This window comes from Corynebacterium sp. LaCa_205 (assembly GCF_057458085.1).
This window is the reverse complement of the sequence record NZ_CP190931.1, coordinates 1,122,361-1,143,297: the sequence shown is the minus strand read 5'-3', so window position 1 is coordinate 1,143,297 and position 20,937 is coordinate 1,122,361. Positions and strand designations below refer to the sequence as shown.

The following is a 20,937-nucleotide window of genomic DNA, read 5'->3' as shown; positions in this document are numbered from 1 at the left end:
GTTACCCACGTCACCGGCACCCCCATTGTGTTCAACAATGCAGTTGGAGAGTTGGAAATAGGGGCCGTTTCCCTACCCCCGCTTCTAGGCATAAAAGAACCGCATGGCCATAGACCATGCGGTTTTCAGGGAAAAGAACTCATTAGCGCAGTGGCGTCTGCGCCCACGTGCGGGCCGCAGCGACCCGTTCCCGTACCTTTTCCCGTTGCTCTGCCACTCGAGCGTCGGCCGTGCCACCCTTGGTGTCACGAGAAGCCACTGCTCCGTCGATGGTGAGCACTTCGCGGACGCCCGGCTTTAGCCGCTTGTCGACGCCCGCTAGGTCCTCGTCGCTGAGGTCGATTAGGTCCACCCCACGTTCCTCAGCAATCCGTACGCAGGCGCCGGAGGCTTCGTGCGCTTCACGGAAAGGAACACCTTGGCGGACCATCCATTCAGCCAAATCGGTAGCCAGCGTAAACCCGCGCGGAGCCAACTCGCGCATGCGGTCCTCATGAAACGTCAGCGTCGATACAAGACCGGTCATCGCCGGCAGCAGCAGGTTAAGCTGTGTCACCGAGTCAACGATTGGCTCCTTGTCTTCCTGCAGGTCACGATTATAGGCCAGCGGCTGAGCCTTCAGCGTGGACAAAAGCCCAGTGAGATTGCCAATAAGGCGGCCAGTCTTGCCGCGGGTAAGTTCCGGCACGTCCGGATTCTTCTTCTGCGGCATGATGGACGAACCCGTCGACCAAGCATCATCAAGCGTGACATAGCCATATTCCGGTGTGCACCAATAGATGATTTCTTCCGAGAGCCGGGACATATCCGCCGCGATCTGCGCCAAAACGAAGGCAGTCTCGGATGCGAAGTCACGAGCCGCAGTGCCGTCCAAGGAGTTTTCAGCAGCGGAGTCGAACCCTAGCTCTTCTGCAATCGCCTCTGGGTCGAGCTGCAAAGATGAACCAGCAAGCGCGCCAGAGCCATAGGGAGACACGGCTAGGCGCTTGTCCAAATCCTGCAGGCGCTCGATATCGCGCAGAAGCGGCTGCGCATGGCCCAAAAGTTCGTGTGCTAGCAGAATTGGTTGCGCGGCTTGCGAGTGAGTCTTGCCCGGCATGATGGCATCGGGATGGGATGCGGCTTGATCGGCCAAGGCATCCACCAAGTCACTCACCTGGGCGGCGGTATCACGAATGGCATCGCGTACCCACATGCGAAACAGCGTCGCTACCTGGTCATTACGCGAGCGGCCAGCACGCAGGCGGCCGCCTACTTCCGGCCCGACAATCTCAATGAGCCCGCGTTCCATCGCACCGTGGACATCCTCATCTGTCGGCGCCGGGCGGAATTCGCCAGAATCCACCTTCTCCCCTAGCTCGGTGAGACCGGCGAGCATGGTTTCCAGGTCGGCGTCGGATAGCAAGCCTGCCTTGTGCAGCACTTTCGCATGCGCCTTGGAGGCTAATACGTCATAAGGCGCGAGGACCCAGTCAAAGTGGGTGGATACAGAGAGGGCAAACATTGCCTCGGAGGGTCCGCCGGAAAAGCGGCCGCCCCACAGGGCACCCTCATTAGTCTTATGTGGTTCCATATGCTTCTACTTCTGGGCGCTGGTCGGGAAACCGCCGTCGCGGTCGCGCTGATTGGAAATTTGGGTAGACAGGCCGTGCAGCTGAACAAAGCCCTTTGCGGCGGTTTGGTCGAAGGAATCGCCGGTGTCATAGGTGGCAAGATCAAAGGAATACAGCGACTGGCCAGAGCGGCGCCCGGTCACCGTGGCGGTGCCGGCGTGCATACTTAGGCGAATATCGCCGGTAACGTTTTCCTGAGATTCCGCAATGAAAGCGTCCAGGGAACGCTTCAGCGGCGAATGCCAGAGGCCGTCGTAGACCTCCTCGGACCAACGAGCATCGGTGAGGCGCTTGTAGCGAGCCAACTCGCGCTCCACAGTGACATCCTCTAGCGCTTCGTGCGCTTGGATAAGGACCATTGCACCCGGAGCTTCGTAGACCTCACGGGACTTAATGCCCACCAAACGGTCCTCGACCATATCTAGGCGACCAATACCCTGTGCACCTGCGCGGCGGTTGACCTCTTCAATGATCTGCAGCGGGGACATCTTTTGGCCATCTACCGCCACGGGGATGCCCTTTTCAAAGGAGAGGATAATTTCATCCGGGGCATTGCCCAGACCCGGGTCCTCGGTGTAGGCGTATAGGTCCTTTGTCGGTGGATTCCACAGATCCTCTAGGAATCCAGTTTCGACGGCGCGGCCCCACAGATTCTGGTCGATAGAAAATGGCGAGGAGGCGGACTGCTCAATTGGCAGGTTGATCTCCTCCGCAAAGGCGATGGCCTTATCGCGGGTCCAAGCATAATCACGTGCAGGAGCGATAATTTCGAGAGAAGGATCCTGGGCACGGAAAGAGACCTCAAAGCGTACCTGGTCATTGCCCTTGCCGGTGCAACCGTGGGAGACGTGGGTGCCGCCAAATTCCTGGGCAGCCTTAACAAGGTGCTTGGTAATGAGCGGACGGGAAATGGCCGATACTAGCGGGTACTGCTTCATATACATGCCGTTTGCCTGAATGGTGGGAACGCAGTACTCCTCTGCGAACTCATCCTTGGCATCGATAACGATGGACTCTACGGCACCGCAGTCAAGTGCACGCTGGCGCACCGATTCCATATCCTCGCCACCTTGACCCAAGTCCAGGGAAACGGCAACAACATCGCCGCCGGTCATTTTTGCCAGATACGGAATAGCAACAGAAGTATCAAGGCCACCGGAGTAGGCCAAGACTACGCGTGCAGACATGGAAATCTCCTTAATCTATTGAAAAGAATTCATTTAGGTACATAATATACGAGCGTGTGATAAATTTCCACTCTCACCGTTTAAATATTCCGCGTGGTGAGCGTCACAGCCAGATCTGCGCCCGTAACCCCCTCGCGCGCCAAGACAAAAATGGTGTCATCACCGGCGATACAACCAATGACATCGTGCAGCCCTACCCTGTCAATAAAACTAGCCAGGTACTGGGCCGCGCCAGCTGGCGTGCGCAGCATCGCAATATTGCCGGAAGAATCATGGGATACCACCAATTCATCGAGCATGCGTCGCAGCTTTTCGCGGGGCCCGCCCACCTGATCTTCAAATTGCTCCAGCTCACCGCCGACCATGTAATAGGAACGGCCGCCATCACGCTTTACCTTCTTCGCTCCCAACTCATCCAAGTCACGGGACAAAGTAGCTTGCGTGATGTCAATGCCATCTGCAAGAAGCAGCTCGGATAGTTGCACCTGGCTGGTGACGCGATTGCGGTCCAAAATCTCTAGAATCTTGGCCTGCCGAGCATTGCGGGTGGTCGGGGTGTTCATTACTTAGTTGATCTCCTTATTTATTTCGAGCAACCAGACGAGAAGCGCCTTCTGCGCATGCAGGCGATTTTCCGCTTCATCGAAGACTCGCGACTGCGGACCATCGATCACCTCAGTCGTGACCTCGTTTCCACGGTACGCCGGCAAACAATGTAAGAATATTGCATCCTTATGTGCTTTGCTCATTATGGTCGAATCAACCTGATAGGGCAGGAACGGCGTGCGCCTATCACGACCATCATTTTCCTGTCCCATAGAAACCCAGGTATCCGTAATCACGACGTCTGCGCCTTCTACTTCATTGACATCATCAGTAATGGTGATATTGCCCCGCTGACGCGCGCGGTCGACGAATTCCTGGCGAGGCTGAAATCCCTCTGGCGCAATGATGGAGACGTCCATACCGGCCGTAGCAAAACCGATCATGTACGAGTTGGCCATATTATTATCGCCATCGCCTAGGTAGACGGCCTTTTTACCCGGCAGATCACCTAGATTCTCGCGACAGGTCAGCAAATCAGCCAGGATCTGGCAGGGATGTAGGTCATCAGAAAGCGCATTAATCAAAGGTACGGTAGCAGTCTCGGCCATCTGGAGCAGATTGTCGTGCGCAAACGTACGCCACACAATGGCCTCCACGTACCTTGAAAGCACCGCCGCCGTATCTTGAAAAGATTCCCCCTTGCCCATTTGGGTTGTAGAAGTATCGACGGTAATACCCCTGCCGCCCATATTCGCTACCGCGGTTTCAAAGGAAAAGCGGGTGCGCGTAGACGTTTTATCAAAGAGAACCGCCACGGTCTTGGGGCCTTCTAAGGGGCGCTCTGCAAAGGGCTCCTTCTTTAGCTTTTCAGCTAAATCTAAAACCGTCGCTTGTTCTTGTGGGCTGAGATCATCGTCAGCTAGGAAGTGCCGCAGGCTCATGCCAGTTCCTCCAATATGGTTCCGAGAGTTGATAGTGCTGTGTCGAGTTCATGCTGGGAAATGACCAAAGGTGGGGTTAGTCGAAGAACATTCTCGTTGGGAGCGTTGAGAATAAGCCCGTGTTCGAGCCCGTCCCGCACGGCCTGCTTAGCCACCGGTGCGCTTAATACAAGGCCCAGCATAAGACCTCGGCCGCGCACGCGATCTACAATTGATAATTTTTCACATTCCTGCCGCACATAGTCCCCCTTGCGGGTCACCCCTGCGAGAAATTCGGCATTTACGGTGTCAAGAACAACATTTGCCGCGGCGCACGCCACGGGGTTCCCGCCAAAGGTAGTGCCATGAGAGCCAGGCCCAAAAAGACCCTTGGCACGCCCTCGGGTAATCGTTGCGCCGATGGGTAGTCCGGCACCTAAGCCTTTCGCCATAGTGATAACGTCCGGTTGAATTCCTTCTACCTCGTGGGCAAAGAAGGTCCCGGTACGGCCTACGCCTGTTTGTACCTCGTCAACGATTAATAGGACTCCGTATTCATCGCACAGCTCGCTGACCTTTTTCATGAACCCCGCAGGGGCCGGAATGACGCCAGTTTCTCCCTGAATAGGTTCCAGGATTATGGCCGCAGTGTCCTGGGGGTCTTGCTCCACCAGCTGACGCAGATACTCCACATCCCCGAACGGATAGAACTCCACTCCTCCCGGCAACGGGCGGAAAGAGCGCTGTTTATCGGGCTGACCGGTCAAGGCCAGTGCCCCCATGGTTCGTCCATGAAAGCCGTGCTCGGCAGCGAGGATTCGCCGGCGCCCGGTCAAGCGAGCAAGCTTAAATGCAGCCTCATTGGATTCGGCGCCGGAGTTACAGAAGAACACTCGCGCGCTATCGTCTCCCACGCGCTCAATCAGCTTCGCTCCCGCATCCAACACTGGCTGAGTGGCGAAGAGGTTCGAGGTATGCGCCAAAGTGCGCGCCTGGTGGGATACCGCTTGTGCTACGTGCTCATTGCCGTATCCCAAGGAATTAACCGCAATGCCTGCTAGTAGATCAATATAAGACTTACCTTGCTCATCGTTAAGCGTTGCCCCTTGGCCGGAGACGAGACCTATAGACGGTATGCCATAGGTATCAACGACCGTCTCCGACCACCGCTGTGTCAAGCTCTGTGGCTTATTCATGCTGCATCATCCTTCCTGAAGATGGTCCCTTCGGGGTAGTCGTGTTGCTTATAATCATCTGGCAACACCATGGTTCCGACGCCACCCGGAGTTAAAAGCTCTAAGAGCACTGAGTGGCCAATCCGGCCGTCGATAACGTGCGCGGCCGATACCCCGCCTTCTACTGCCTTGAGGCAAGATTCCATCTTGGGAATCATCCCAGAGTCCAGTCGGGGAAGAAGTCTGGAAAGTTGACCACGCTCGATCTTGGACACGAGGGAATCGCGGTTCGGCCAGTCTGTGTATAGTCCTTCCACATTGGTGAGAATGACCAAACGCTCTGCCCCGATTGCGCTAGCCAAAGCCCCAGCCGCGCTATCGGCATTGATGTTATAAATTGCGCCTTCCTCCCCCGGTGCGATGGTCGAGACCACTGGGATGCGCCCAGCGTCGATAATGTCCATCACGGCCGTTGGATTGACCTCTACGATGTCTCCGACCATCCCAATATCGGTAGGTTTTCCATCGACTTCCACCAACCTTTTGGTGGCCCGAAATAGTCCCGCGTCTTCGCCAGAGGTCCCCACCGCATATGGGCCGTGCGAATTGATGAGGTTGACTAATCCGCGACCTACCTGCCCAAAAAGCACCATGCGAACTACTTCCACGATCTCCGGAGAGGTCACGCGAAAGCCGCCTCGAAACTCCTCTTCTATACCAAGCTTGTGGAGCATGGAGTTGATCTGTGGCCCACCACCATGCACCACCACCGGCTTAACGCCCACGGTGCGCAAAAAGACCATGTCCGCAGCCAAGGCAGCTTTAAGTTCTTCGTCCACCATGGCATTGCCGCCGTATTTCACCACTACGATGGTGTCCCGATAATGTTGGAGCCACGGGAGGGCATCCGCTAGGACGGTGGCGCGCTCTTGATCACTAAGCCCACTAAACATTTTCATCTCCTCCCTAGGAGCTATACGCCGAATTGATTTCCACGTAGGCGTGAGAGAGATCCGTGGTCCGCACGAACGCAGACCCAGTACCTCCCGTTCCAAGGTCCACGTAGACATCGATATCAGTCCCGCTAAGGTCCACCTCGCGCGCGCCGGGTACACCCGTCGAGGCACGACACACCGGCTGGCCATTGAAATAGACCGAGATATTTTCCGGGTCCATTTCTGCATCTGCCATCCCCACCGCCGCAAGGACGCGCCCCCAGTTCGGATCAGAGCCGAACATGGCGCACTTGAACAGGTTGTCGCGGCCCAAGGTGCGCGCGGCGTTGAGGGCCTGATAGTCGGTGGCAGTGCCTTCCACAGTGATCTTGACGCGCTTGGTTACACCTTCTGCATCTGCTTGCAATTGCTCCGCAATGTCTGAGCAAACCGCCAGCACCGCCGTTTCAAATTCTTCTTGGCTGGGCGAAACACCCGAGGCCCCAGAGGCCATGAGGATCACCGTGTCATTAGTAGAAGTTGATCCATCCACGTCGAGGGTGTTGAAGGTCTGCGACACGGCCTTGTCCAGGGCACTCTGGAGGGCAGCGGCGCTTGCGGCGGCGTCGGTAGTAAGGCACACCAACATCGTCGCCAGCGAGGGGGCCATCATGCCCACCCCCTTGCCCATGGCCCCAACGGACCAGCCGGCCCCAACATAGGCGGCTTCCTTAGTTACGGTATCGGTGGTCAAAATAGCCTCGGCCGCTGCGTGAGCATGGTCCGCGCTGCCGCCTAGGGCCTTCGCCACAGCGCCTGCACCAGCCAACGCTTTTTCCATAGGCAAAGGCTCGCCTATAAGCCCGGTCGAACAGGCGGCAATATTTCCTTCTGGAAGGGACAAGGAGTGGGCAACCTCGGCTACCAGCGCGGAGGCATCCGCATCACCCCGCGGGCCATTGCACGCATTGGCGTTTCCAGAGTTAAAGACAATAGCGGCAAGCTGGCCATCGGCCACCGCCTTGCGGGAGAGTTTCACCGGCGAGGCCACAACACGATTACGGGTAAATACCGCCGCCGCATCAAAGCGTGGTCCATTATTGACAACTAATGCCATATCGGGTTTGCCTGAGGGTTTAATCCCCGCTGTGGTAGCGCCGGCGCTAAAGCCGGCCGGGCCAGTAATTCCTGCTGCATTCATAATCTTCTCCTAGTTTTTATGGGGCTACGGCCGCTTGCGGCAAGCCCAAAGTTTCATCCCAGCCGAGTATTAGGTTCATACATTGCACGGCGGCGCCGGCTGTTCCTTTGCACAGGTTGTCCAGTGCTGCGGTAACCACGAGGCGTCGGGCGCGTTCATCCACATGGGCTTGGAGGTGAACCATATTGGTACCTACAACGTTTTGGGTCTCGGGCTGCTGACCGGCGGGAAGCACGTGACAGAAGGGCTCTTGGGCATAAAACTCACCGAATGCAGTCTCTACTTCCCGCTTGCCGACGCCCTCTTTCATCCCCGCCGTTATGGTCGCCAAGATGCCTCGGGTTAAGGGAGCTAGAACCGGAGTGAAGCTGACGTCAAGCTTTTCCTGCGCAAACGGCTGCAGATTTTGCACGATTTCCGGGGTATGTCGGTGCGTGCCGCCGGGCTTATATGCCTTCAGGTTTCCCATAGTTTCCGCGCCGAGTTGCGCCACGGAGGCCTTCTTCCCGGCTCCGGAAACACCGGTAATAGCAATCACCGAGAGGCTCGGCTCAATGAGTTCGTGGGCAACTGTCGGCAAACCTGCGAGGGTTACCGCCGTGGGAAAACACCCCGGCACAGCTACCCGGTTGGCATCGCGCAGCACTTCCCTATTGCCTGGAATCTCGGGGATTCCATAAGGCCAATGCCCGGCGTACTCTCCGCCATAAAAGGCGTCCCAGTCCTTCTTATTGCGAAGGCGAAAATCGGCCGCACAATCGATCACTGTGGTCTGCGGCCCCACGTGCTGAGCAATCGCCGCAGAATGACCGTGTGGAAGGCCCAAAAATACAATGTCGTGCCCGCGAAGATTTTCAGCGGTCGTGCCCACAATGGCACGGTCTGCCAGCTGCGGGAGGTGCGGCATAAGCTCAGCGACCTTCTTCCCTGCGGTGGAATAGGCAGTTAGCGCCCCAATGCGTAGTTCGCCGCCAAGATACGCCGGGTGCGACAGCAGCAGGCGAAGGATTTCGCTTCCCGCGTACCCGGTCGCACCTGCTATTGCTACTGAAATCGTCATAGAAGAGACTATAGCAATAAATACACCCAACCGTATGTTATTCAGTCAGATTGTCCGATTCCGCAGGTAAATGAACGTCGAGTAATGAAAATAATGTATGAAAAAAGGGGGCAGTGAGTTAAATCTCACCGCCCCCTGAGCAGGGTTTAACTACGCGCGCATTTCTGCGCCCAGGCGCTGCTTAGCCAATTCCGCCGCCGCCATGCGGTGCTCGTTGACTTCGTCATCCGTCAACGTGCGGTCCGCGGCGCGGAATAGAAGCTGGAAGGCCAAGGACTTCTTGCCATCTCCTAGCTGCTCACCACGGAAAATATCGAAGAGTTCGACGGACTCGATGAGCTCTCCTGCTCCCTCTTCCACGATGGCGCGCACACGCTCGGCGGGTACGTCTTCATCCACTACCAAGGCAATGTCTTGGTGCAATGCGGGGAACGAGGACAACACCGGTGCGGGGAACTTTTCTTCCAACGGCATGGCGCTAATGTCCAGCTCCATAGCGCACGTGCGCGCAGGTAGGTTCAGGGCCTCCAAGACCTGCGGGTGCAGCTCACCAGCATGGCCCAGTACTACGTCGGTGCCAGCCACCTTCACGGCTGCACAGCGGCCAGGATGCCACGGCAGAACCTGTGCTGCCTCCAGCTCAATATCCACACCAGCGGCGCGGGCGACCTGACGGGCGGATTCGATAGCATCGGCGTAGCTATATGCACGGCCCTCGCCCCACGGTCCTTCATGCTCAATATTGCCCGTAGCCACCGTAGCAACGTGAAGCGGCTGCTCAGGCAGGGTATCAAGGAGCTGAGAAACCACCTCTGCAGAAGGTCGCTGTTCTACGGAAGGCATAGGGGATGCCACAGCGCGCTTGAACGCCACCTGCTGCAGCCCATACAGGGCGAGATCGCTGCGGCCACGAGCCACATTGCGGGCGATGGCCTCCAACATGTTCGGCAACAGCGTCGTAGACAAGATGGCCTTATCCGCCTCAAGCGGATTTTGCACTTCTACGGTGCGGCGGCGAGCATCATCCTTGTCGAGGCCCCACACATCAAACGTATTATTAGCCACGAACGGTGCAGGCAATACCTCGGCATAGCCGGCATAGGCAAGACCATGTCCGATAGCCCGACGACGCTTCTGCGCAGGGGTTAGCCCGCGGCCGCCGGCCGGGGTAGGCAGCACGGCAGGAATATCCTCCAAGCCCTCAAGGCGCAGAATCTCCTCGACGAGGTCAACATCCATTGCAGTATCGGTGCGCCAGGTTGCTGGTGTTACCTGCAGTTGCTCACCTTCATCCCCGACGGTGCAGCCGACTTCTTCAAGACGGGAAATAACGGTCTCACGGGAGTAGTCAACGCCGGCATATTCACTGGCTTTTGCGGTGCGCAGAGCAATGGGCTCGCGCTTGGCGACGTCCCCGATAAGCGTACGACCCTTTTCAATGGTGCCGCCTGCTAGCTGCTGGAGCAGCGCACATGCGGTGTCTAGGGCGACCTCTACGATCGCCGGATCTACGCCGCGCTCAAACCGGCGAGAGGATTCGGAAGACAACTTATGGCGGCGAGAGGTACGCGCGACGGTAATCGGATCCCAAATAGCAGATTCGAAGACAACGTCTGTGGTCTCCGCCGAGATTTCAGAGGTAGTCCCGCCCATCACGCCGGCCAAGGACTGGATGCCATTGTCATCACAGATGACCACGTCTTCTGCAGAAAGTTCTCGCTTTACATGATCCAGAGTCTCAAACTTCTCCCCCTCCGCTGCGTTACGGACAACAAGGTTCCCCTGAATCACGTTGGCGTCAAAGGCATGCATTGGTGCGCCCAAAAGCAACATCACATAATTAGTAATGTCCGTAGGCAGATTCACGCTGCGTTGGCCGCAGAGCATTAGCTCGCGTTCCAGCCAAAACGGGGTGCGTGCCTGCGGGTCAATGCCGCTGACCTTGCGGAGGCCAAAGCGCTGTGCCTTGGTTTCGGGGGCCACAGTGACGTCGATAAGCGAGCCCTGCGCCTCCGGCACAGCGGAGGTATCTATGCCAGCCACGGAAGGATCCTGAGCAATATCGGCAAACTCCAGATCAAAAGCGGAGGCAATCTCGCGGCTCAAACCGCGTGCGGAAAGTGCATAACCACGATCTGGGGTGATGTTGACGTCAAAGTCGGTATCGTGCAAGCCGATAATCGAGCGCGCATCCTCACCCACTTTATCGGCGACTTCATCGCCTAAGACGATGATGCCGTTGGCTTGCGCGCCCAAGCCGAGTTCAGCGCCGGAGCACATCATGCCATTAGAAATGTGATCGTAGGTCTCGCGTGCCGCGATCTTGAAGCCACCAGGAAGCTCCGAGCCGGGAAGCGCAACTACAACATAGTCATTCAGGCGAAAATTGCGAGCGCCACAAATGATGCCTTGCAGTTCGCCTGTGCCATTAGCCTGGCCTACATTCACCTGGCAGTAGCGAATGGGCTTTTTAAACTGAGTGAGCTCTTCAATCTCTACGACCTGGCCAATAACCAGCGGCCCCGTGCTCTCTGGAACAGCGGCGTATCCCTCGGTCTCAAAACCTACGCGCACGAATCCAGAATCCATATCGGCAGCGGAAACGCTCCAACCGGGGTTCTTAGCACCGAGGATGCGGGTAACCCAGTCTTGGGAAATAAGCATTAGTGTGTCTATCCTTTCTGGGTTTAGGCCTGTACGCCGAACGGTAGAGTAAAGCGAACATCGCCTTCGACCATATCGCGCATATCGGTCAATCCATTGCGGAACTGCAGTGTGCGTTCAAGGCCCATGCCAAAGGCAAAGCCCGTGTATTCCTCTGGATCTACGCCTACGGCGCGAAGAACATTGGGGTTGACCATGCCGCAGCCGCCCCACTCGATCCAGCCAGCGCCGCCCTTTTTATTGGGGAACCACACATCGACCTCGGCCGAGGGCTCAGTAAATGGGAAGTAGTTCACGCGCATACGCGTAGTAGTTTCCGGCCCAAAGAGTACTTTGGCCAAGTGCTCTAGTGTGCCGCGCAGGTGAGCCATGGTCAGGCCTTTATCAACGGCCAATCCTTCTACCTGGTGAAAAACCGGGGTATGGGTGGCATCCAGCTCATCTGTGCGGAATACGCGCCCCGGGCAGGCAATATAAAGCGGCACGTCGCGCTCCAACATGGTGCGCACCTGTACCGGGGAGGTATGGGTACGCAGCACCTGCCTAGAACCCTCGCCCGAGACGTGGAACGTATCCTGCAAGGTACGTGCTGGGTGGTCCGGCTTGAAGTTCAGAGCATCGAAGTTAAAGTACTCTGCCTCGATTTCTGGGCCGTCCGCAATTTCCCATCCCATGCCGACGAAAATATCAGCGATGCGCTCAGACAACGCGGTAATCGGGTGAAGGGCACCGGTCTGGGTGCGGGTGGTAGGAATCGTGACATCTACGGTCTCGGCTCGCAACTGCTCCTCGCGAGCTTGTTGTTCCAAGACATCCTTGACCTGAGCAAAGCGCTTTTCCATTTTGCCGCGGGCCATGTTGACGGCCTTGCCGGCGCTTTTGCGCTGGTCCTTGGGCAGCTGCCCCAGCGATTGGCGAGCCTGCGGAATATAGCCGCCGTCTCCTAGGTGCTCACGGCGGGCAGCAGCCAACTCATCTAGTGTTTCGGCTGCGTCGAAGGCTGCGATAGCCTTATCGGCCGCGGCCCCAAGAGCCTCTTCGGTCAATTCGATCTGCGGTGTATCGGACACGTATTTCGTACCTTCTTCTCGCGCGAAAACTAACGCGTGCAATCTTACTCTGTTGCGGCTAGCGCGACCGCGCCAGGGACCCCCTTTTCATTCGGGTCACACTAGTTATCCGCTTGCGCCTTAGCCGACTCATAAAGACAAATGCTTGCGGCAGTTGCGAGGTTAAGAGATTCTGCGCGTCCACGCAGTGGAATCCGCACCCGCATGTCTGCTTCCTCCAGCAGCTCGCCGAGCCCGTGTGCCTCATTGCCAAATAGCCACGCTGTTGGCTGGGACAGGTCTGCCTCCGCTAGGTCCACTTCACCGTCGGCAGCAGTTGCCACAATCTGCATGCCCGACTTACGCAGCTGACCCAGCACGTCTTTAATATTGGGGTCCCGCGCTACAGGTACGTGAAACAGCGAGCCGGCCGAAGCGCGCGCTACCTTGCAGCTAAGGGGATCAACGGTTTCACCTGCGAAGATGACACCATCGGCGCCCATTGCATCCGAGGTTCTAATCAAGGTGCCGGCATTGCCCGGCTCAGAAGTCAGCACGGGAACGGAAACGAGGCTTGGTTTGCCGTTCAGGATTTTGCCCGCGGACCAGAGCACCGGCTTGCAAAGCGCAAAGAGTCCCGTAGTCGTGGCTGTATCGGAAAGGTGCTTAGCCGCCTTATCGGTGATGGGATGGACGTACACTCCCATGTAGCCGCACGCAGTGATGATGTCACCAAAACGCTCTGCCGCCTTCTCAGTAACAAAAACGTCGACTGCAGCACCGGTAGATACCGCCGCGTCTACCGCATTTTCTCCCTCAATGAGGAATTGCTTCGCCTTCTTCCGGTTAGCCGCACGGTGCAGCTTAGCTGCGTTAACAATGCGCGGGGTGCGTTCAGTAAAGGCAGAGTCAAAATCCAAATTCATGGCTACTACCCTACCTGCCAATTCTCTCTTCTCAGACTCACCCATGAGTCCCTTATAAGAACGAAAAATCCTGCTGCCGCACGGCAACAGGATCGCATAGGCGAGTTCTACTTAGCGAGCGGGACGCCGCGGGCGTCCTTGTCGTAATCACCGGCACCGGCGATGATCATGATGAACTCAATAAACACCCAAAGACCGAGGATGGTCCAGAAGGCGAATCCGAGCAAGAACCAGAAGGTAGCCCAGCCCAAGATATTGAGCACCAACTGTGACACGCCGAAAGTCGTACGGCCAGTGTAGAAGTTGTGTGCGCCGAAAGAGCCTAGGAAAAAGCACAATAGCAAGGTGGCGATCCACGACTTCTGCTGGCCCGGAGCCACATACTGTTGCTGCACCGGGTAAGCACCCATATTGGGTTGCGGTGCATAGCCTTGGCCATACTGCGGCTGGTAGTTAGCTTGCTGGTTATAAGGGTTGTACTGCTGACCCTGGTTATTGTAATCGGACGGGCCAGAGTACTCGCCATTATCAGGTTGGTAGTCTCCGTTTGGATTCGTCATAGGAAATGTTCTCCTGGGTCTCGGCTTTCACGGGGTCTGGGATAAATCTAGCATGTGAGGCCGAGCACCCTAGTTAAACAAAGGTAACGAAAACCAAAATGCCCGCATACCCCGGTTAACAAGGCCGGAGAATGCGGGCACGAAAGCTCTAATGATTAGGCAGCCTTAGGAGCGTTTACGTCCTCAGGCAGAGCAGCCTTGGCAGCCTCGCACAGTGCGGAGAATGCCTCGAAGTCATTAACAGCAAGCTCAGCGAGGATCTTGCGGTCAACCTCGATCTCAGCCAGGCGCAGGCCGTGGATAAGGCGGTTGTAGGTGATGTCGTTCATGCGGGCAGCAGCGTTGATGCGCTGGATCCACAGCTTACGGAACTCAGACTTACGGGCGCGGCGATCGCGGTAAGCGTAAGTCATGGAGTGCAGCCACTGCTCCTTCGCCTTACGGTACAGGCGGGAACGCTGGCCGCGGTAGCCCTTAGCGGACTTCAGAATCGCGCGACGCTTCTTCTTGGCGTTAACTGAGCGCTTTACTCGTGCCACAGTGATACTTCCTTAATTCAGATTGTGATGGCGGATGTGGGTTGATTCGGCGCTACTAAGCGCGGCCGAGCAGACGCTTTACGCGCTTGGTGTCAGGCTTTGCGACTGCCTCGGTGCCCTTCAGGCGGCGGGTACGCTTGGACGGCTTGCCTTCCAGCAGGTGGCGGCGGCCAGCCTGCTCACGGCGCAGCTTGCCGGAACCGGTCACCTTGATACGCTTGGCGGTGCCCTTGTGGGTCTTCTGCTTCATGAGTATTAAGTCCTTAAATCCTACGTGGAATCTGGTCTACTTCTTGCCCTTGCGAACCGGACCCAAGACCATGGTCATATTGCGACCATCCTGCTTGGGGCGCGACTCAACGACGCCAACTTCAGCAACGTCATCAGCCAAACGCTCCAAGAGGCGGAAACCGAGCTCCGGGCGCGATTGCTCACGACCGCGGAACATGATGGTCACCTTGACCTTGGATCCCTTCTCGAGGAAGCGGACTACGTTACCCTTTTTGGTCTCATAATCGTGATCATCGATCTTTGGACGGAACTTCTGTTCCTTCACCACGGTTTGCTGCTGGTTCTTACGGGCCTCGCGAGCCTTCTGAGCCTGCTCGTACTTGAACTTGCCGTAGTCCATGATCTTGGCCACTGGGGGCTTTGCCTTCGGAGCTACCTCGACTAGGTCAAGGTCAGCCTCGTATGCAAGCTTGCGAGCATCATCGGTACGGACGATGCCCACCTGTTCACCACCGGGGCCTACCAAACGGACCTCGGGTACTCGGATACGCTCATTGATGCGAGCTTCAGCGCTGATTGTGGTTCTCCTCGATTAGGGGGTGTATGAGTAAGTAGTTCACCTACCGGGACCACAAACGAAGCAAACCCGGTCTGCCATAGACAGCCGGGAGTTCTCACAGTGCCAAGCATGAATGCTTGGTTACCTTTACCTTTATCCTACGAAGCGTGTTCGCGGCATCGGGTGGGAGAAACTCCGCTTGTGACCCACGAACCTCGACAAGGCGTCATGGGCGGTAGTGCCTTTGACAATAGCAGCTCCTCCCCCTCCTACCAAATTGCTACGTTCCTAGCGGGTTTTACAATGGGCGACTGCTTTAATGGCCCCTGCATCTACCCCAGTATCCACGATATCTACCAGCTGATGGGCGAGGTACTTAACCGCTGGTTCGGCATCGGCGTAGTCCTCCCCGTCCATCACGACAGATAGCGCTACTCCCACGCGCTTTCCATCCACCTCATGAACTCCAAACTGACGGTAGGTGTACTCGTTTTCTTCCTCATCCAGTCCCCAACCACTTTTCGCACGGGTTCGCGGCTGCGCAGACAGACCTACCCTTTGCCAGGACACAATGTCTTTGAGCACCTTGTGGACGTAGTCCGCTTCTGGAATGCACGGCAGTTCAGCGCCAAATACTGCTTGGTCCTTTAACGACCACGTGGAATATCCAAAAGCGGAGTCGTGAATTTTTGCGTGTGATCCGTAGTCGTCGAGTAAAGCTTTGACCGCATTTTCTGCCGAGCCCTCGCGCCATTGCACCTGCGACCACAAGGCAAAAGCGGCATCATTATCAGATTCCTTGATAGCCAAGTCCACCAAGCTTTTATCCGCACCGTCTTTGAGCGCCGCAATGGCGATGGGCACCTTGATGGTGGACCACACTGGCCCCTCACCTTTATCGCCCGCCACAAAAGTGTCTTCACCTGCGGAAATGGCGACCCCTACCTTTGCATGATACTTCTTTGCGGTTTTGTCCACCGCACGGTCAAGCTGAGCACGCACCTCAGCTGGATCCGGCACCGCAGAGGTAGTCGTTGACACTGGGGCATCTTCTATCTTGGGGTCGCTAGAGCAGGCACTCATGGTACACAGACCGAGAGCTGCGAGCAGGCTAACTACAAGGCGGATATTTTTCACGCTTTGCCCTACTTCAACATGCCCTTTAGGTAGCCACCGGTATAGGAGCCATCTACTTGCGCAACGTCTTCAGGGGTTCCCTGCGCCACAACGGTACCGCCGCCCGCACCGCCTTCCGGGCCCATATCAACAATCCAGTCCGCTGCCTTGATGACATCAAGGTTATGTTCAATAACAAGCACCGAATTACCCTTGTCCACCAAGCCTTGGATAACCAGCATCAGCTTGCGAATATCCTCAAAGTGCAGTCCAGTAGTCGGCTCATCCAGAATGTAAATCGTCCTACCGTTGGTACGCTTTTGCAGCTCGGAAGCTAGCTTGACGCGCTGCGCCTCGCCGCCGGAAAGCGTAGTAGCAGCTTGGCCGAGGCGTACATAACCCAAGCCGACGTCGACAAGCGTGGCAAGGTAGCGGTGAATGGAGTTGATGGGTTCAAAGAAGTCCGCTGCCTCAGAGATTGGCATGTCTAGAACCTCGGCAATGTTTTTACCCTTGTAGTGCACCTCCAAGGTTTCGCGGTTATAGCGTGCTCCTTCACACACCTCACACGGCACATAAACATCTGGAAGGAAATTCATCTCGATCTTGATGGTGCCATCGCCCTGGCACGCCTCACAGCGCCCGCCCTTGACATTAAAGGAGAAGCGTCCAGCCTTGTAGCCGCGGACTTTTGCTTCCTGGGTTTCGGCAAAAAGGTTACGGATTTTGTCAAAGACACCCGTGTAGGTCGCCGGGTTAGAACGCGGGGTACGGCCAATCGGACTTTGGTCAACTTGCACCAGCTTATCTAGGTGCTCCACACCTTCGACGCGCTTGGCACGGCCGGGAACCTGGCGGGCGCGGTTAAGTTTATTGGCCAAAGTCTTAGCCAAAATCTCATTGACCACGGTGGATTTACCCGAGCCAGACACACCAGTAATACATACCAGCACTCCCAGCGGGATTTCCACGTTGATGCCCTTGAGATTATTCTCCCGAGCACCAACCACCTTTAGGGTGCGGTCCTTATCAATCTCTCGGCGCTGGTCCGGTACGGCGAGCACCTTCTTGCCGGAAAGGTATTGTCCGGTGAGGGACTCTTCTACCTGTTCGATTCCGGATGGTTCGCCTTGGTAGACCACTTCGCCGCCATATTCGCCCGCACGCGGGCCTACATCGACGAGCCAATCTGATTCACGGATGGTGTCCTCATCATGTTCGACCACAATGAGGGTGTTTCCGATATCGCGCAGCCGCTGCAGGGTTTTGATGAGTCGCTGGTTATCACGCTGGTGCAGACCAATGGATGGCTCATCGAGCACGTACAGAACCCCTGCCAAGCCGGAGCCAATCTGAGTAGCCAGACGGATACGTTGCGCCTCACCGCCGGAAAGCGTAGACGCGCCGCGATCGAGCGTGAGGTAATTCAAACCGACGTCCAGGAGGAAACGCAGGCGGGCTTGAGTCTCCTTAAGCACTGCCCCGGCAATGATTTCCTCACGGTGCCCCAGCACCAGGGAGTCTAGGAACTCAGAGGCGTCTTCAATAGAGAGCGCACAAAGCCCGGCAATGGACTGCTCACCGTGAGTCGTAGAGGCCAAGCGGACGGCCAAGATCTCCGGCTTCAGCCGGGTGCCCTTACAGGTGCTACACGGCACGCGGCGGGTATATTGCAGCAGGCGATCCTTTTGGGATTGAGAATCGGTAGTTTCCAGCTTGCGGTGAATAAACCCGGTAGCGCCTTCAAATGGGGCGGTCCAATTACGCTGGCGCCCGTAACGGTTCTTATATCGAACCTGGACTTCCTCATCGGTGCCATAGATCAGCGCGTGGCGCTGTTCCTCGGTTAATTCACTCACCGGAGTTTTGGGGTCAAACCCCATAGCCTTGCCTAAACCCTCTACTAGCTTGACAAAGTAGCGGGAATTGGGGCTGGAGTGCCACGGTTGAATGGCATCTACAGCTGGAGCATCTGGATCCGGAATGAGCAGATCAACATCAACTTCCAATTTGGTACCCAGGCCATCACACACCGGGCAGGAGCCAAACGGAGCATTGAAGGAAAAGGCACGGGGCTCGTATTCTTCAATGGTCAATGTGTGGCCATTCGGACAGGCCGCCTTCTCCGAATAGGTATGGGTGAGTTCTTCCCTATCCACGAACTCAATGGTGACTAGACCATCTGCCAAGCGCAGCGCTGTTTCCACCGAATCCGTTAAGCGTTGCTTTTGTGAGGCCTTTACCTGCAGGCGATCAACCACTACCTCAATATTGTGCTTGATCTGCTTCTTCAACTTGGGCGGATCGCTTAGCTGATAGGTCTCCCCGTCCACTCGGACGCGGGAATAGCCCTGAGCGGACAAATCCTGGAAGAGATCAACAAACTCGCCTTTGCGCTTGCGCACCACCGGTGCGAGCACCTGAAACTTCAGTTTCTCTTCCAGCGCCAGCACGGCATCGACGATTTGCTGTGGCGTTTGGCGCTCGATTACGGCATCACACTTTGGGCAGTGTGGCGTTCCGGCACGGGAGAAGAGCAAACGCAGGTAATCATAGATCTCCGTAATCGTGCCCACCGTAGAACGCGGATTATGGTTGGTGGACTTTTGATCGATAGACACTGCGGGTGACAGACCGTCAATAAACTCCACATTAGGCTTGTCCATCTGCCCCAAAAACATGCGGGCATAAGAACTCAAGGATTCTACGTAGCGGCGCTGGCCTTCTGCGAAGATGGTGTCAAAAGCCAGCGAAGATTTACCAGATCCGGAAAGACCAGTAAAAACAACCATTTTATCGCGAGGGATATCGATATCCACGCCCTTGAGGTTGTGCTCGCGGGCACCGCGCACCACCAAACGATCAGCCACTGTGCTCAGACCTCCAGTACTAGGGATTGCAATCTTCCCTCGAATGTACCCGTAGGCTGGGACACATGACTAACGAGCTTCAGTTACATCAGATTTCTGTGTCCGAGATGGACAATAACTGCTACCTTTTGCAGGCGGGCGAAGAAGGCTTGCTTGTCGACGCCGCCGATGACGCCCCCGCACTCCTCGACATGGCCCAGAAGGCCGGCGTTAAAATCACCGCGGTACTAACCACCCACCGCCACTGGGACCACGTACGTGCACTCAAAGAGGTTCTCTCTGAGACCGGCGCTACCCACTACGCGTCCTTCCTTGATTCTCCGGCTATCCCAGCCGAGGTAGACGTTGAGCTCCGCGAAGGCGACTCCATCAAGTTCGCGGGCCTCGACCTCCCCATCATCATCTTGCGCGGCCACACCCCAGGCGGCGCCGCACTAGTTACAAACATCGATGGCGTAATTAATCTTTTCGTGGGCGATTCACTCTTCCCGGGCGGCTTGGGCAAGACCACCTCTGAAGGTGACTTCGTACGCCTGTATAAGGACGTCACCGCGCGCATCTTTGATGAGTTCCCAGACAATACGATCGTGCGCCCCGGTCACGGCAAGTCCACTACCTTGGGCGAGGAGCGCCCCAAGCTGGAAGACTGGTGGGAGCGCCGCTGGTGATCCAGTGGCCAATTTCCGCGTACAATGGTCTAGCACACGATAGGTCTAAAACAACGAGCTAAGGAGCTTTAAGGACTATGATTCGCAAGCTTGCCCGCCCCATGCTGGCATCTGTATTTGTATGGGAAGGCGTAGACAACCTGCGCAACGCGTCCGAGCATGTAAAGGAAACCGAAGGTTTCCTCAAGACCGTGCGCAAGGCCGTTCCTTCTGAGTACCAGGGCTATATTCCCAATGACCCGGAACTGGTTACCCGCGCTATTGGCGGCGCTAAGGTAGGCGCCGGCTCCACCTTGGCTCTGGGCAAGGCACCGCGCACCTCCGCTGCGGTTCTGGCCGCCGCAACTCTGCCCAACTTGATTGCTAAGAACAACTTCTGGGCTGCAGATAACAAGGAAGACAAGGAAACTCGCCGCAACGGCTTCCTTACCAATACCGCTTTGCTCGGCGCCTTGTTTATCGCTACCCAGGACACCGAGGGCAAGCCTTCCCTTCGTTGGCGCGCACAAAAGGCTGGTCAGCGCACGAACAAGAAGATTCAGCAGGCGCTGCCTACCAAGTCTGAGTCCGAGCAGAAGCGCGAAGAGCTCTCCGCCCGTGCCAACGAGTTTTCCACCAAGGCCGGCGACTGGATCAACGAAACCTCTGCAAAGGCACAGGCATATGTAGATGACAACAAGGATGACTGGCAGTCCACCGGCCGCGGGTTGCTCGATACCGCAAAGTCTTACGTTGACGATGCCAAGACTTATGTTGAAGACAATAAGGACGATTGGCAAGAGTCTGGCCGCGATTTGCTGGGCAACGCAAAGTCCTTCATTGAGGACTCTGTCGATAACGCCAAGACCTATGTTGAAGACAACAAGGGTGACTGGCTTGAGTCCGCACAAGCCAATCGCGACACCGCCCGTACCGGTGCTGTAAAGGCCGCTACCAAGGCTCAGGCACGTGCAGATAAGGCCGTCGCCAAGCTGGATGGTGCGAAGTCCAAGCGCGCAAGCAAGAAGGCTTCCAAGCATGCTGAGAAGCTGCAAAAAGAGGCAAATAAGAAGATTGAGGCAGCAATCAAGAAGCTGGAAAAGCGCTCTAAGTAGCCACAACTTCTGCGGCCGAATAAC

19 protein-coding genes are annotated in these 20,937 nt (G+C 56.5%); 2 read left to right on the top strand and 17 right to left on the bottom strand.

Features of this window, described 5'->3' with window-relative positions; genetic code table 11:
- Positions 1-142: 142 nt before the first annotated feature.
- From argH to uvrA, 17 genes are all read right to left on the bottom strand, one after another.
- Positions 143-1,573 (bottom strand): argininosuccinate lyase, encoded by a 1,431-nt coding sequence (gene argH, locus ACP8J1_RS05575; protein ID WP_023021629.1) that lies wholly within the window; start codon positions 1,571-1,573, stop codon positions 143-145.
- Positions 1,574-1,579: 6 nt separating this feature from the next.
- Positions 1,580-2,800: an argininosuccinate synthase gene (locus ACP8J1_RS05570; RefSeq protein ID WP_023021630.1), complete on the bottom strand. Its 1,221-nt coding sequence runs from the start codon at positions 2,798-2,800 to the stop codon at positions 1,580-1,582.
- Positions 2,801-2,880: 80 nt separating this feature from the next.
- A complete protein-coding gene (locus ACP8J1_RS05565) occupies positions 2,881-3,363 on the bottom strand; it encodes an arginine repressor (protein WP_023021631.1) in 483 nt (160 codons plus the stop codon).
- Between the two features lie 3 nt (positions 3,364-3,366).
- Positions 3,367-4,287 carry an ornithine carbamoyltransferase gene (gene argF / locus ACP8J1_RS05560; RefSeq protein WP_023021632.1) on the bottom strand — a complete coding sequence of 307 codons (921 nt, stop codon included), beginning with the start codon at positions 4,285-4,287 and terminating at the stop codon, positions 3,367-3,369.
- Positions 4,284-5,462 carry an acetylornithine transaminase gene (locus ACP8J1_RS05555; protein WP_023021633.1) on the bottom strand — a complete coding sequence of 393 codons (1,179 nt, stop codon included), beginning with the start codon at positions 5,460-5,462 and terminating at the stop codon, positions 4,284-4,286. Before ACP8J1_RS05555 ends, argF begins: the two co-directional genes overlap by 4 nt.
- Positions 5,459-6,394, bottom strand: a complete 936-nt coding sequence (gene argB, locus ACP8J1_RS05550) for an acetylglutamate kinase (RefSeq protein WP_302518603.1) — start codon at positions 6,392-6,394, stop codon at positions 5,459-5,461. The genes ACP8J1_RS05555 and argB overlap by 4 nt, the downstream gene beginning before the upstream one ends.
- Positions 6,395-6,407: 13 nt before the next feature.
- On the bottom strand, positions 6,408-7,577 hold the full coding sequence (gene argJ / locus ACP8J1_RS05545; RefSeq protein ID WP_023021635.1) for a bifunctional glutamate N-acetyltransferase/amino-acid acetyltransferase ArgJ: 1,170 nt from the start codon (positions 7,575-7,577) through the stop codon (positions 6,408-6,410).
- Between the two features lie 16 nt (positions 7,578-7,593).
- Positions 7,594-8,637: an N-acetyl-gamma-glutamyl-phosphate reductase gene (gene argC / locus ACP8J1_RS05540; protein ID WP_023021636.1), complete on the bottom strand. Its 1,044-nt coding sequence runs from the start codon at positions 8,635-8,637 to the stop codon at positions 7,594-7,596.
- A 150-nt stretch (positions 8,638-8,787) separates the two neighbouring features.
- Positions 8,788-11,301 (bottom strand): phenylalanine--tRNA ligase subunit beta, encoded by a 2,514-nt coding sequence (pheT, locus tag ACP8J1_RS05535; protein WP_023021637.1) that lies wholly within the window; start codon positions 11,299-11,301, stop codon positions 8,788-8,790.
- 23 nt (positions 11,302-11,324) lie between these two features.
- Positions 11,325-12,371, bottom strand: a complete 1,047-nt coding sequence (gene pheS / locus ACP8J1_RS05530) for a phenylalanine--tRNA ligase subunit alpha (protein ID WP_023021638.1) — start codon at positions 12,369-12,371, stop codon at positions 11,325-11,327.
- 101 nt (positions 12,372-12,472) lie between these two features.
- A complete protein-coding gene (locus tag ACP8J1_RS05525; RefSeq protein WP_034656460.1) occupies positions 12,473-13,276 on the bottom strand; it encodes a TrmH family RNA methyltransferase in 804 nt (267 codons plus the stop codon).
- Positions 13,277-13,383: 107 nt separating this feature from the next.
- Positions 13,384-13,836: a TM2 domain-containing protein gene (locus ACP8J1_RS05520; RefSeq protein WP_023027848.1), complete on the bottom strand. Its 453-nt coding sequence runs from the start codon at positions 13,834-13,836 to the stop codon at positions 13,384-13,386.
- 155 nt (positions 13,837-13,991) lie between these two features.
- Positions 13,992-14,375 (bottom strand): 50S ribosomal protein L20, encoded by a 384-nt coding sequence (gene rplT, locus ACP8J1_RS05515; RefSeq protein ID WP_005323264.1) that lies wholly within the window; start codon positions 14,373-14,375, stop codon positions 13,992-13,994.
- A 55-nt stretch (positions 14,376-14,430) separates the two neighbouring features.
- Positions 14,431-14,625 carry a 50S ribosomal protein L35 gene (gene rpmI, locus ACP8J1_RS05510; protein ID WP_023021641.1) on the bottom strand — a complete coding sequence of 65 codons (195 nt, stop codon included), beginning with the start codon at positions 14,623-14,625 and terminating at the stop codon, positions 14,431-14,433.
- A gap of 36 nt (positions 14,626-14,661) precedes the next feature.
- Positions 14,662-15,183: a translation initiation factor IF-3 gene (infC, locus tag ACP8J1_RS05505; protein ID WP_080970442.1), complete on the bottom strand. Its 522-nt coding sequence runs from the start codon at positions 15,181-15,183 to the stop codon at positions 14,662-14,664.
- Positions 15,184-15,453: 270 nt separating this feature from the next.
- A complete protein-coding gene (locus ACP8J1_RS05500; protein ID WP_023021643.1) occupies positions 15,454-16,302 on the bottom strand; it encodes a hypothetical protein in 849 nt (282 codons plus the stop codon).
- 8 nt (positions 16,303-16,310) lie between these two features.
- Positions 16,311-19,151 carry an excinuclease ABC subunit UvrA gene (uvrA, locus tag ACP8J1_RS05495; protein ID WP_023021644.1) on the bottom strand — a complete coding sequence of 947 codons (2,841 nt, stop codon included), beginning with the start codon at positions 19,149-19,151 and terminating at the stop codon, positions 16,311-16,313.
- 65 nt (positions 19,152-19,216) lie between these two features.
- Between uvrA and ACP8J1_RS05490 the strand changes: the two genes are divergently transcribed.
- Together ACP8J1_RS05490 and ACP8J1_RS05485 are read left to right on the top strand one after the other, a co-directional pair.
- Positions 19,217-19,819 carry an MBL fold metallo-hydrolase gene (locus ACP8J1_RS05490; protein WP_023021645.1) on the top strand — a complete coding sequence of 201 codons (603 nt, stop codon included), beginning with the start codon at positions 19,217-19,219 and terminating at the stop codon, positions 19,817-19,819.
- A gap of 77 nt (positions 19,820-19,896) precedes the next feature.
- Positions 19,897-20,913 (top strand): DoxX family protein, encoded by a 1,017-nt coding sequence (locus ACP8J1_RS05485; RefSeq protein WP_023021646.1) that lies wholly within the window; start codon positions 19,897-19,899, stop codon positions 20,911-20,913.
- The last annotated feature ends 24 nt before the right edge of the window (positions 20,914-20,937 follow it).

Coding starts and splice junctions, on each gene's coding strand:
- argH (WP_023021629.1), bottom strand. CDS start 1,573: ATGGAACCACATAAGACTAATGAGGGTGCCCTGTGGGGCGGCCGCTTT.
- argJ (WP_023021635.1), bottom strand. CDS start 7,577: ATGAATGCAGCAGGAATTACTGGCCCGGCCGGCTTTAGCGCCGGCGCT.
- ACP8J1_RS05485 (WP_023021646.1), top strand. CDS start 19,897: ATGATTCGCAAGCTTGCCCGCCCCATGCTGGCATCTGTATTTGTATGG.
- pheT (WP_023021637.1), bottom strand. CDS start 11,301: ATGCTTATTTCCCAAGACTGGGTTACCCGCATCCTCGGTGCTAAGAAC.
- argC (WP_023021636.1), bottom strand. CDS start 8,637: ATGACGATTTCAGTAGCAATAGCAGGTGCGACCGGGTACGCGGGAAGC.
- ACP8J1_RS05525 (WP_034656460.1), bottom strand. CDS start 13,276: ATGAATTTGGATTTTGACTCTGCCTTTACTGAACGCACCCCGCGCATT.
- ACP8J1_RS05565 (WP_023021631.1), bottom strand. CDS start 3,363: ATGAACACCCCGACCACCCGCAATGCTCGGCAGGCCAAGATTCTAGAG.
- argF (WP_023021632.1), bottom strand. CDS start 4,287: ATGAGCCTGCGGCACTTCCTAGCTGACGATGATCTCAGCCCACAAGAA.
- ACP8J1_RS05520 (WP_023027848.1), bottom strand. CDS start 13,836: ATGACGAATCCAAACGGAGACTACCAACCTGATAATGGCGAGTACTCT.
- rpmI (WP_023021641.1), bottom strand. CDS start 14,625: ATGAAGCAGAAGACCCACAAGGGCACCGCCAAGCGTATCAAGGTGACC.
- ACP8J1_RS05490 (WP_023021645.1), top strand. CDS start 19,217: ATGACTAACGAGCTTCAGTTACATCAGATTTCTGTGTCCGAGATGGAC.
- argB (WP_302518603.1), bottom strand. CDS start 6,394: ATGTTTAGTGGGCTTAGTGATCAAGAGCGCGCCACCGTCCTAGCGGAT.
- ACP8J1_RS05555 (WP_023021633.1), bottom strand. CDS start 5,462: ATGAATAAGCCACAGAGCTTGACACAGCGGTGGTCGGAGACGGTCGTT.
- ACP8J1_RS05570 (WP_023021630.1), bottom strand. CDS start 2,800: ATGTCTGCACGCGTAGTCTTGGCCTACTCCGGTGGCCTTGATACTTCT.